Genomic DNA, 11,727 nt, shown 5'->3' on the forward strand with positions numbered 1-11,727 from the left:
TCTAGTTCTTGAACAGGTTCTGAACGGCCAGGGCGAAGTTGTTCCACGAGTCGATGAGGTTGTCCACAAACGTGCCGTTACCCATGACACCGACGATGACGACGATCGTTGCGATAGCCACCAACAGGCCGAGGATTGCCCACGCCCAAGCGACACCGCCACTAGACGACGGGCGGTAGAGGTTCTCAATCACCTGCGAATCGACGATGCGGTCCCCTGCCTTGAGACGAGCCAGCATGGCAGGTGGCGCAGCGTGGTCCGCACCGGCGAAGATCCTGTCGAGGTCCACTGAGTCGCCGGCCGTGACGATGATCTCTGCGTTATGGTAGACCGCCAAGAGAATCGCGAGATCGGTCGGCGAATCAGTGGCAGCGGGGAACGTCACGGCACCGACACCGAGATCCTGGATGCGCTCGAGACCCGCGGCGTGGCCATCTGGGTCAGCGGGGAGGATCACGCGGGCATCACCGCGCAGGTTGTCGGACGAGATGTCCGCCGGATCACCGACAATGAAATCGCAGGAGTAGCCGAGGTCGAGAAGCGTGTCAGACGCAGCGCCGACACCGATGACAACGGGCTGGAACTCGCGGATGAAGTGACGCAGATTGGAAATCTTCTCGCGGGTGTCCAGCGTCGGGCTGACCACGAGCACCTTCTTGCCGTCCATCACGTCGCCGAGTTCGGGGACGCCTACGCCGTCGACAAGCAAGGGCGATTCGGTGTGAATGAACTCGGTGGTGTTGCCGAAGTAGGCTTCCATGTGGTCGACGAGTTCGCGCTGCGAGTTGTCGAAGGATGACTCAACGGCCGCCTGATCGAGCGGCTCGGCCTGAGCGATGACTTTCTTGCCGACGATGATCTCGCCGTCAGCAGTCAACGTCGCCTTCTTGCCGTCGCGGAACGCTTCGCGGGTGGCAGCGCCAGCCCCCTCAAGCAAGCGGATATCGGCGTCGAGCAGCAGCTGCGGCCCGTAGTTCGGGATATTGCCGGACGAGAAGGGGGCAATGTTCACCACTGCGGCGGGGCGCTTTTCCACGAGCAGCTGAGCTTCACGGCGGGACATGTCCGGGGCGTCGACAATCGCAATGTCGCCCTCGGACAGCTTGCGCAGACCCTTGCCCTGTGGGGTGCAGTCGCGCAACGCACCGGTGAGATCAGCACTCTCTGCTGCGCTGGGAGTGCTCGGGGTGCTCGTGGAGGCGGGGTTGAAGATTGAGCTCATAACCCCAGATCTTGCCGTTTCAAGCACTCAAATCGGGTTAGGCGCGCGGGGAAAAGCCCTCCACGTCGGCTTTGGCCTTGCTCAATAGCTCCGCGGCGTGCGCTCGACCGGTCGCGGAATCGTCCATACCGGCAAGCATCCGAGCGAGCTCATCGACGCGGTCATCGTCGCCGAGCAGCTGCACGCCAGAAGTCACCGACTCATCGCCCACATTCTTGGACACATGCAGATGCGAGTCGGCGTACGCCGCGACTTGCGGCAAGTGCGTGACGACGATGACCTGATTATTCATCGCCAACCGCGCCAACCTACGCCCAATCTCAACGGCCGCACGGCCACCGACGCCAGCGTCAACCTCGTCAAAGACCAGCGTGGCACCACTGCGCCGTTCAGACAAAATGACTTCGAGGGCCAACATGACGCGCGAGAGCTCACCACCGGATGCGCTCGATGCCAGCGGCTGTGGTTCCAACGCGTCATTGGGTGCAAGCCGCAACTCCACGACGTCTGCCCCGTCGCGCGTGAAGTCCTGCGGATCCTTGGCTGAGTCCACGGCGACGACAATGCGCGCTTTCGGCATCGCCAGGCCACGCAGCTCACCCGTGACCGCTTTCTCGAACGCCTTCGCAGCCTTCTTCCGCGCTGCCGTCAACTTGGATGCCGCAGCTGTCATGGACTTTTCGTGGGACGCCACGGCCTTCTTCAGCTCCTCGATCGCCTCCGCGGACGTATCGATGGACTCCAAACGCTTCGCTGCTTTCGCGCGCCACGCAATAATGCCGGCTGCGTCGGGAGCGTACTTACGGGTCAGCGCCTTGAGCTCTTGCTGGCGCTGGAGAAGGCGGTCGAGCTCTTCCGGGTCGCTGGGAAGGTTGGACAAGTACGCGTTCAGCTCGCCGGAAACATCCGAAAGTATCGCGGCGACATCACCCAGTTGGTTGCCAAGCTCACGTAGCTGACCGTCGCTCGCACCAGTCAGCGCGGCACCAGCTGCACCGACGAGCGATGATGCGGAGGCGTCACCGTCGGCGCTGCCGCCGAAACCACCGGCAGCCTCGGCGCCGTCAATGGCCACGACTGCTTCCTCCGCAGCCTCACGCAGTGCGTCGACGTCCTGCAGCCGGTTAATGGTCTCCACTAGCTCGGCATCTTCCCCCTCCTGGGGGTCGACTTCGTCGATCTCTCCGATGGCGAACTCCAGGCGGTCCACCTCCTGAGCGAGTTCACGGCGCTTCTCCGTGCGTTCCTTCAAGTCCTTGACCGCGGCCCGCCACGCAGAGAAGGATTCCCCATACGCCTCACGCAGAGGAGCAATTGCTGGATCGAAAGAGTCAAGGGCGCTGAGCTGTTCTGCCGGTGAGAGCAAACGGAGTTGGTCGTTCTGTCCGTGAATGGTGAGAACGTGCGCAGTGAAGTCAGCCAGGGTGGCGGCCGGAACGGTGCGGCCGCCCAGATGCGCGCGGGAACGACCTGTCGCTTTGACCGAACGGGCGGCTAGGTAATCGCCGTTCTCATCAGGCTCAGCGCCCGCGTCCTCGGCGAGGGTGGCGACGGCGTGGCTGGCGCCGTCGACAAGCCCCTCCGTGCTGAAGGATCCCTGCACACTCGCATGGTCCGCACCCGTGCGCACCTTCGAAGCGTCGGCGCGACCACCCGTGAGCAAGCGAAGCCCGGTAACCACCATGGTCTTACCGGCACCGGTTTCACCAGTGAGAACGGTCAAACCCGGGGCGAATTCGACATGGGAGTGCGGGATGACGCCCAAGTTGTCAATAGTGAGATCGAGAAGCATTAGCGTCGCGTCACGTTGTCGCCGTACGTCTTGTCTTCTTTCAGCACCGGGCCACGCCAGCCATTGATCGGCAGCTGAAGCTTATGCACGAGGCGGTCAGTGAACGGTGAATCGTCCAAACGCACCAAGCGCACGGGCTTTACACCGCGCACGACGTCAAGGCGGGACCCCGGCGGCATGTCCAGGTGCCGGAAGCCGTCGAGCACCACGTCTGCAGGGGTCGTGGTGATGAGCGACTCGACAGCCACCCTGGAACGCGGCGAGACGACTAGGGGTTTGGTGAACAGCGCGTGGGCGTTGTTCGGCACAACAAGGATCGCGTCGAGCTCCGGCCACAAGATCGGGCCACCTGCGGAGAACGCATAGGCAGTCGAACCCGTGGGCGTGGAAATGAGCACGCCATCGCACCCGAAAGAACTCACCGGACGGAAGTCGACTTCCAGAATCGCGTCCAGCACACCACGGCGGTCGAGGTTTTCCAGGCTTGCCTCATTGAGCGCCCACCCCTGGCCGATCTGGTCGTTGTTGGAGTCGTGCACCGTCACGTCGATCGTCATGCGGTCATCGACGGTGTACTCGCGGTCGATCACGCGCCGGATCGCAGTTTCCAGGCTGTCTTCCTCCCATTCGGCGAGGAAGCCGATGTGGCCCAAATTGATGCCCAAAACGGGGACATCCTGTGCACGGGCCATACCAGCTGCCCGCAGGAAGGTGCCGTCACCGCCGAGCACGAGCACGAGTTCACATCCGGCAGCCGCCTCATCGTTCGGGGCGACCTGCTCGATCTGGCCGAGAACCGGATAGTTGTCCGTGAACGGCAGCTCATCCTCCCCGACAAGACGAACGGTGATGCCCGCCTGCATGAGCAGCTCTGTCGCACGCGCCGCAGAAGCAATGTTGCCCTCGCGCCGGGTGTGCGGGACCAAGAGTACGCAGCGGTCGGTGTCGCTTTGTGCCATTAGTTCTTCGGTCCTTCCTCTACTGCACGCGTGATCATGGCAGTCAGCTCCCCATCATCGGGTGCGCTTTCACCGCCATCGTGAACGAGCCATAGGAAGTATTCTACGTTCCCGCTCGGCCCGGGCAGCGGTGACGCCACCGCACCGCGGCAACTCAACCCCAATGACAGCGCAAAACGGGCGACATCGAGGGTGACTTCCGCGCGTAACTCCGCTGAACGAACCACCCCGCCGCTACCCAGGCGGTCCTTGCCCACCTCGAACTGCGGCTTGACCATGGGCAGCAGATCCGCACCATCAGCCATGCATTGTGCGATAGCAGGCAGCACCAGCTCGAGCGAGATGAAAGACAGGTCGCCGACCATCAGCTCCGCTGTCCCGCCCATGAGTTCAGGGGTGAGATGCCGGATGTTAGTCCGGTCCAGCACAGTGACACGGTCGTCGTCCTGCAGCCGCCAGACCAGCTGGCCATACCCGACGTCAACAGCCACGACCTCGCGAACACCGCGGCGCAGCAGGACATCGGTGAAACCGCCTGTGGAGGCGCCAGCATCAAGAGCGCGCTTTCCTGCGATGGACAGGCCCTGCGGCTCGAATGCCTCAAGGGCACCGAGCAGCTTGTGGGCGCCGCGAGACGCCCAATCATCACCGTCGGCTTCAGCGACTTTGATGGACACGTCAGGTTCGACGACCGTCGCGGGCTTTGTCGCGGTGAACCCGCCGACCTCGACTCGGCCCGCTTTGATCCACTCGACGGCTTGCTCACGGGACCGCGCAATCTTGCGGCGCACCAACTCTGCGTCAAGGCGACGGCGCCCTGGACCCTGCCCCATTAGGACTGGTCCTGCAATGCATCGGCGAGGACCGTGTACGCGGCCTCGTACTGGGCTAGTTCACCGGCGAGGTCCTCCGGCGCTTGAGCCATCGCCGTTTCGAAGCGCTCGGTCAGCTGCTCGGGAGTACCCACTATCACCACCAGCTTCCCACGGCACGGCGCGCAGCAGCTGATGTCGCTTCCACATCGGGCACCTCACCAGCACCAAGGCTCCAGGCCGCCTTCAACACTGTGCGCAGAGCCTGCATGCTTGTCGACGTCTCATCTCCCCCGTCCAGCACAACCACCGGTTCCCCAGTGTCATCGTCCCGTTCCACCGCCGCGGTGAATCCGCCTTGGGCGCATGGACGTAGCTGGTCGGGCTCCACCGAAGCGTCGACAAGCACAGACATGTCCTCGGCAATGAAGGCCGGGCGCTGCTCGGCCGGCGCAGAAATGAGTGCGCGTGGGCCGGAAACGCCTGTGAGCACGTGCAACGTGTCCATGCCCGCAGCGACACCACCGGCGATGTCCGTGTCGAGGCGGTCACCAATGACAAGCGGTGCTTTCACACCGAGGTTGTCACGCGTGAGGGTGAACATGGCAGGACCGGGTTTGCCCGCAGCCCGCGGGGTGACACCGGTGGCGTTCGTGACAGCTGCGACCATGGACCCGTTGCCCACCATGAACCCCCGGTCCATCGGCAACGTCGAGTCCAGGTTGCTCGCCAGATACGTCGCCCCGGCCTGAATAGCCAGCGCTGCCTCCGACAGGTGCCGCCATCCGTTGTCAGGCGAGTGCCCGTGGAGTACGACCACCGGTGCGTCGTCAGCGGAGTCCACCACAGTGAAACCAGCTTCACGGACAAGGTCACGGAATGAGTCGGCACCGACCACGAGCACTGCCGCGCCCGGAGCCGCGTGCTGCTGCGCGAGTTGGACTGCGGCTTGCGCGGACGTCATCACGTCCTTTTCAGTCGCTTTGAGCCCGATGGACTGCAGCTTGCTTGCGACGTCGCGTGGCGCCTTGGAAGCGTTGTTCGTAATGTATGCGGCGCGGCGCCCAGAGGTGATTGCAGCGTTGATCGCATCGACTGCGCCCGGGATCGGCGCATCACCGTGCCAGACTGTTCCGTCGAGGTCGAGAAGCAGAGCGTCGTAACCGCTGATAAGCATTGCTTAGCTGAACTCCTTCAACCGCTGTGCGACATCCGTCATCTCATCACTATCGACCTTCTTGACGTGCTCGAACCACGTCCGGGCCTCATCAGTCCTGCCGACCTGGGCAAGAGCATCCGCATAGGCGTAGGAAAGACGGGTGTGGGCGAAGTCCCCCACCTTCTTCTCATCGATGGTGGGATTGAGCTGCTGCAGCGTCGCCAGCGCAGCCTCGTGTTGGCCGAGGTCGTGGCGCGCCCCCGCAACAACGATCGCCAGTTCGACCTGCGACTCAGGATCGAGCTGCTGTGCTTCCTGGCTACGCCCGATCTCGATCGCCTTGTCGGGGCGGCCCAGACCGCGTTCACAGTCGGCCATGACAGCAAGCAGACCAGGGCCGCCGCTCATCCTGCGTGCTGCTCGCAACTCAGACAGCGCTTCCTTCCACTCCCCAGCGTGGTACGCAGCAATGCCTGCTGCTTCACGCACGACACCAACGCGACCTGCACGGTTCTTCGCGGCGCGGGCATGCGCCAAAGCGAGCCGGGGATCATCCGCCATCCACGTAGCAGACATGATCATGTGCTTAGCCACTTTGTCAGCGTTGTCCTTCGCCAGCACACGGAGGTCTTGCAGAACAGATGGGTCGAGGTCAGACGGGTCGATGTCGTCCGGAATGGACGGCTCATTTTCCTTCTGCGCCATGCGCTCCTCGCGGAAGCCCTGGCGGTACGGGTTGGAGCGGTCGTGCCGGACCTTCTTGTCCTCACGTCCGTCCCGGCGCCCCCGGTTGGCATGCGTTCTCGGTTGGCCGTCTTTGCTCATCTCAGTCCTCCTCTAACCGTGCACCTTCACGCCGGCAAAGTTCTTCTTGCCGCGGCGCAAAACAACCCATGAACCGTGCAGCAGATCTTCCGCGGTAGGTTCCCACTCCTCAGATTCAATACGCTCGTTGTTGGCGTAAGCACCACCTTCCTTGATAGCCCGGCGAGCGGCACCCTTCGAGTCCACCAGGCCAGTGCCCACCAGCAGATCAACAATGGTGCGCGGCGCACCAGCCTCAACCTCAAAGACATCCGTCTCAGAGACAGCGGCGGCGAGAGTCTGCTCATCCAGCTCAGACAGCTCCGCACGGCCGAACAGGGCCTGAGACGCCAGTTCGACAGCCTTCGTCGCCTCCGGCCCATGAACAAGGTCGGTCATCTCCTGGGCGAGACGCTTCTGGGCCTCGCGCCTGAACGGGCGCTCCTCCACCTCAGTTTCCAGCTCGGCGAGCTCATCCTGGGTGAGGAACGTGAACCAGCGCAGGTAGCGGATCACATCGGCGTCCGCCGTGTTCACAAAGTACTGGTACCAGCGGTACGGGCTGGTCATCTCGGGATCGAGCCAGAGTGACCCGCCACCGGTGGACTTACCGAACTTCTGGCCCTCCGAGTCCGTGACCAGCGGCACGGTCAAAGCATGGACCGATGCGCCGTCGACACGGCGATTCAGGTCGACGCCCGCGACCAGGTTGCCCCACTGGTCCGACCCGCCGATCTGCAGGATGCAATCATGACGGCGCCGCAGCTGCACGAAGTCGTTCGCCTGCAGCAGCATGTAAGAAAACTCCGTATAGGAGATACCGTCTCCCTCAAGACGGCGCTTGACCGTCTCGCGCGACAGCATCGTCGACAAAGAGAAGTGCTTGCCGATGTCGCGCAGGAACGAGATCACCGACATGTCGTTGGTCCACTCGGCGTTGTTAACCAGTACGGCGGCATTGTCGCCTTCAAAGGAGACGAAACGCTGCAGTTGGCCGGTGATTCGCTGCGCCCAATCCTCGACAGTGTCGGCGGTGTTCATAGACCGCTCACCGACCTCACGCGGATCGCCAACCAAACCCGTTGCACCGCCAGCGAGAACGATCGGCCGGTGTCCGGCTTCCTGGAACCTGCGCAGCATGAGCAGGGGGACCAAGTGGCCCGCGTGCAGGGACGGACCGGTCGGATCGAAGCCCGCGTACAGCGTGATCGGGTTCGCTGTCTGGTCCTTGAGTGCCTCGAGATCCGTGGACTGGTTGACCAATCCACGCCACTGGAGTTCATCAATAATGTTCGCCATAAAGCAGTTCCTTTCAAACCTCGTTGTCTGCGGGGTGCGGCTGAGCTTCGTCGATAAGCAGCACCGGAATACCGTCATCAATGCGGTAGGCAATGCCCATCCGCGGGTTGATTAACAGTTGCTCCTCGTGGTCGTAGTCGAGCGGACCCTTGTCTTGCGGGCACGCGAGCACCTCGAGGAGCTGGGGGTCGAGCGTGGGTTTATCGGCCGTCATATTGGTCAATCGTACCCCTGCGCATTCTCGGGCATTCTCGGGCTCGGGCTAGGTCTGGTCCAGCCCCGGAAGATTGCCGAAGGTCTCGCGCAGTGTGCGGGCCTGGGAATCCATCGTCCGCAGACTGTGGTCGACCACGCCTAGCTTGATCCGCTCGAGCGCGCCGGTCAGCGTTGACAGTGAATCCTCCATGACCGCAGCCGCCTCAGCGCTGTGATACTGCGGGGCGTTGACGTAGGTGTTCACCACTTCCGGCAAGTAGATCTTCACGATGTTCCATACCGTTTGTTGGTGCTCCGGGGTGGATTGCAACTCATCCCACTCATCCAGAATGAAGCGCATGTTGTCTTCCAGCTCGGACGCTTGGTTGAGCACCCGCTCCGGCGGTTTTGCACGCACGAGTTCCCGCAGAGTGTTGCGCACGTCGCGGTTCAACTGAACGTTGATGGGTTCCGTCGGCGCGGGCGCCGCAATCGCTTTCGGCGCCGACGGCGGGGTCAGAGCAACGCCAGCACCCCATGCAGCCACGGCCACAACAGGCCACAAGAACCCCAGGCCGACTCCGGTGGCCATGATCAGGATCACGTGCAGAATGATGACGAGGGCCGCCAAGCTCATCCCGACTTTGTTCTTGCGGGAGGTGAAGAAGTTCCCCTCCCCCACTCCTGTCGTTGCAGGTGTCCCTGACTGGTAGGGGCTGGGCGTACTACTGGTAGCCACGAATCTCCTTGAAAGCTGCATCCAAGTCGCCGTTCAACGCGTCGAAGACGGCACCGCCCGTCAATTCTGCCAGGTTGTTCATTTCGCTCGCATTGGCCTCCCCGTAAAGAATCACGAAGACCGGGATGGAGCGCTGCTCCGGAGAAAGCCCCTGGTACTGCTTCTCAAAGGCGTAGTAGTCCATGCCGTGCGTGACTTCACCATCAGACAAGAGCACGATCGAGCTGATGCCCGCCTCCGGATCCGAATTGCTTAGCGCATCGAACAACGTGTCGTAGATCGCGGTCTGGCCGTCTGCCACAAGGCCATCCACGTAGCCTTGGTACTTGGCTTTGGTGATGCGGTCGTCGCGCAGGAACTCGCCCAGCAATGGCTCGTGTGGTGCCGTGGAGAAGGACTGGAACGTCACCAATTCGCCATCGCGCAGGGCCACGTCGCCCGTGGAGGTGGCAGCGGAGCCGTCGATAAGCGACGTCATGATCTGCTGCAGCGACGCGATGCGCTCACCTTCCATGGAGCCAGAAGTATCCAGGACGAAGGTCGCGGTTCCGCGCTGGCGGTAGTCGTTGTTGTAGCGGTCCAGCAGCGCTTCGACAGTGCCGTAGCTGGCTGGGAATGCGAGCTCAATGACGGTCTGATCGCTCATCTCAGCGGGCATCAGCTCAGCGTTGTTGACGGGGCGGCGGTAGCTGTCCGCAATTTGTTCTTCGTGCTCGAGCAGCCAATCTGCGAGCTGGCGGACCTGTTCGGCCGCGTTCTCGTTTTTCGGTTGAGCGAGTGTGGACAGCGGATAATCAGCGGAAATAACGCCGTCGGCCGGAACAATGACCTCGATATCTGCACCCTCGTTGCGCATGGCATGCAAAGTGGATTCGTAGTTGATGATCGCGTCGGCGCGCTCCGGGCTCTCCAGAAATGCATCCTTGAGCCAGCCCGATGAGCCAGAAACCAACGACTGCGCCTGGAACAGCTCAGTCAACCGTGTGCCGACCTTTTGGATGTCTTCCTGGGTCAGCGCGGAACCAGTATCCGCCATCGCAGTCGCCACAGACACCAGCGCGGAGAAACCAGAGTTGGAGGCCGACGGGTCGGTCATACCGAAGGAGAACTTGCCCTCGCGTGCGGCATCGGCGAAGTCCGACCACGTCGGCTGTTTCGTGTCCCAGCCGAGCTCCTGCGCTTTGTCCCGCTGCACACCGAAAGCAACGGGACTGGTGGCAATCTTCGTTTCATCGGCCAGCTTGCCCTGGGCATCAATGAGATTGACGTAGCGGTTAGTGGCAAACCACGTCGCATCCACCTGACCGTCGAAGTTACCCGCTTTGAGCTCCTGGGAGTTCTGCAGGGTACCGTCCGGGAATTGCAGGGTGATGTCGAAGCCGAGGTCCTCCGACGCCTGCTGCACCAGCGGCTCCAGGTCTTGCAACTCAGTCGCGGCCACGATAGTCAGTGGGCCTTTGGAGCCCCCGCCAAGGCCGCCGAAGCCTCCTCCCCCGCCTCCGTTATCGTCGCTGCATGCTACGAGGGCGGTTCCGGCGAGCAGTGCCGCAAGCGTCGCTAGAAGTTTCTTCATTTCTCCTGTTCCTCCCGGTTACGTGGGGGGACGGATCCGTACCGGTTGCCCACACCCTCGATGAGCTTCTCCATTCTGTCGAAGCTGGGCGGGTCGACTGAGTTGTCGTAGTGCGCCGGGGAGCCAAGGCCGTGGCCCTCCATAGCGGTGGTGAGATAGTCTCCGGTGGCCGGCCGGAAACCGTGCCTAGCGGCTAGCTGCTGCAGTTCTTGGTCCGAGGCCAGCGCTTGGGCCAGCTCCTTGCCTTCTGGCGAGATTCCCACGATGCCGTGGTTGGCCAGTACGGTCGGTTCGAGGTGCATCAGGACCATGTCGTCTTTGATGCGGGAGCTCTCCTTCATCTGTTCGCCTAAAAATTGCGCCTCGTAGACCAACACCATGGGCACCGCTCCCATGCCTTGGCTGAGGTAGTCGGCGAACGGGCCGGCGGACGACGACTGGGTGTAACCCTGGCCGGTGAAGAATGGAGCGATCTGGTTGGTCAGCCAGCCAATGTCATCTGCTTTGTCGGGGTTGCTCTCCCCAAACTCCCATGCCAGGATTGCCAGCCACATCGCTGCAGAGTTCGAGGTGCGGATGTCGGTGGTGGCCACCTGTACATTGCGTTGCGACGGGAACGTGTTCCCGAAATCACGCCAGCGCTTCCCCTGCTGCGTCAGGGTGATGAACTCGCCGACGTCAAGGGTGTACTTTCCGGCAGCTTCCGTGGCCACGCCCTCCTTCTCAAGGATGCGAGCGATTGGTTTGAACGTTGCTACCGCCATCGGCGAGAAGAACGGGTACTCCACGGAGTAATTGGAGTCCTGGTCAGTGATCTTCTGGGCTGCCGGGCCTGACGACGGGAAAACGAAATCCTGCTGCGCCAAATTCGTTTCATTGGCGATGCGGCGGGAACCGGCGGTGGTGAAATTCACCGTGAACCCGAGCTCTGTCAGACGGTCAACGACCTCCGGGTCCTCGAAGTACTCGCGCTTTTCCGAACCGATCACACCGGTGACTTCTTTCGACCCGCGCCCGGAGATGAACGACCCCTCACCCAAGCCCCCGCGTCCGATGAAGACCGCGACAAGGGCAATGATGGCCAGCAAGACACCAATGAAAATGGCGCACCCTCGAGGTGGTTTCCGCAACCCCTCTTGTGCGCCTTGTTGTGTGGTCATGGCCACAGTTTAT

The 11,727-nt window shown here is 62.3% G+C and carries 12 protein-coding genes; all 12 read right to left on the reverse strand.

Translation table 11 applies throughout. From position 1 onward, the window contains the following. Window position 1 precedes the first annotated feature (1 nt). Genes steA through KBX17_RS10225 form a run of 12 tightly spaced genes read right to left on the reverse strand, consistent with a single transcriptional unit; the run spans window position 2 to window position 11,714 of the window. Complete coding sequence (steA, locus tag KBX17_RS10170) at window positions 2-1,222, reverse strand: putative cytokinetic ring protein SteA (protein WP_256019699.1); 1,221 nt, start codon at window positions 1,220-1,222, stop codon at window positions 2-4. A 37-nt stretch (window positions 1,223-1,259) separates the two neighbouring features. Continuing rightward, complete coding sequence (recN, locus tag KBX17_RS10175) at window positions 1,260-3,014, reverse strand: DNA repair protein RecN (RefSeq protein WP_256019701.1); 1,755 nt, start codon at window positions 3,012-3,014, stop codon at window positions 1,260-1,262. After that, window positions 3,014-3,973 carry an NAD kinase gene (locus KBX17_RS10180; protein ID WP_256019702.1) on the reverse strand — a complete coding sequence of 320 codons (960 nt, stop codon included), beginning with the start codon at window positions 3,971-3,973 and terminating at the stop codon, window positions 3,014-3,016. The genes recN and KBX17_RS10180 overlap by 1 nt, the downstream gene beginning before the upstream one ends. Beyond that, complete coding sequence (locus tag KBX17_RS10185) at window positions 3,973-4,806, reverse strand: TlyA family RNA methyltransferase (RefSeq protein ID WP_256019704.1); 834 nt, start codon at window positions 4,804-4,806, stop codon at window positions 3,973-3,975. The genes KBX17_RS10180 and KBX17_RS10185 overlap by 1 nt, the downstream gene beginning before the upstream one ends. Further along, a complete protein-coding gene (locus KBX17_RS10190; protein WP_256019705.1) occupies window positions 4,806-4,940 on the reverse strand; it encodes a hypothetical protein in 135 nt (44 codons plus the stop codon). The genes KBX17_RS10185 and KBX17_RS10190 overlap by 1 nt, the downstream gene beginning before the upstream one ends. Window positions 4,941-4,942: 2 nt before the next feature. Then, on the reverse strand, window positions 4,943-5,962 hold the full coding sequence (locus KBX17_RS10195) for an HAD-IIA family hydrolase (RefSeq protein WP_256019707.1): 1,020 nt from the start codon (window positions 5,960-5,962) through the stop codon (window positions 4,943-4,945). A gap of 3 nt (window positions 5,963-5,965) precedes the next feature. Beyond that, window positions 5,966-6,769 (reverse strand): tetratricopeptide repeat protein, encoded by an 804-nt coding sequence (locus tag KBX17_RS10200; RefSeq protein WP_256019708.1) that lies wholly within the window; start codon window positions 6,767-6,769, stop codon window positions 5,966-5,968. Between the two features lie 12 nt (window positions 6,770-6,781). Next, window positions 6,782-8,047 (reverse strand): tyrosine--tRNA ligase, encoded by a 1,266-nt coding sequence (gene tyrS, locus KBX17_RS10205; RefSeq protein WP_256019710.1) that lies wholly within the window; start codon window positions 8,045-8,047, stop codon window positions 6,782-6,784. Between the two features lie 13 nt (window positions 8,048-8,060). After that, window positions 8,061-8,261: a Trm112 family protein gene (locus KBX17_RS10210; RefSeq protein WP_256002703.1), complete on the reverse strand. Its 201-nt coding sequence runs from the start codon at window positions 8,259-8,261 to the stop codon at window positions 8,061-8,063. Between the two features lie 48 nt (window positions 8,262-8,309). Further along, a complete protein-coding gene (locus KBX17_RS10215; RefSeq protein WP_256019711.1) occupies window positions 8,310-8,981 on the reverse strand; it encodes a hypothetical protein in 672 nt (223 codons plus the stop codon). Beyond that, the gene (locus KBX17_RS10220) at window positions 8,968-10,554 is read right to left on the reverse strand and encodes a VWA domain-containing protein (RefSeq protein ID WP_256019713.1); all 1,587 of its coding nucleotides are present in this window, start codon (window positions 10,552-10,554) and stop codon (window positions 8,968-8,970) included. The genes KBX17_RS10215 and KBX17_RS10220 overlap by 14 nt, the downstream gene beginning before the upstream one ends. Next, entirely contained in the window at window positions 10,551-11,714 is a 1,164-nt protein-coding gene (locus KBX17_RS10225; RefSeq protein ID WP_005290268.1) for a hypothetical protein, read from the reverse strand. Before KBX17_RS10225 ends, KBX17_RS10220 begins: the two co-directional genes overlap by 4 nt. Window positions 11,715-11,727: the final 13 nt, after the last annotated feature.

It is taken from the genome of Corynebacterium sp. CCUG 65737 (assembly GCF_024454115.1).
GTDB classification, from domain to species: domain Bacteria; phylum Actinomycetota; class Actinomycetes; order Mycobacteriales; family Mycobacteriaceae; genus Corynebacterium; species Corynebacterium genitalium.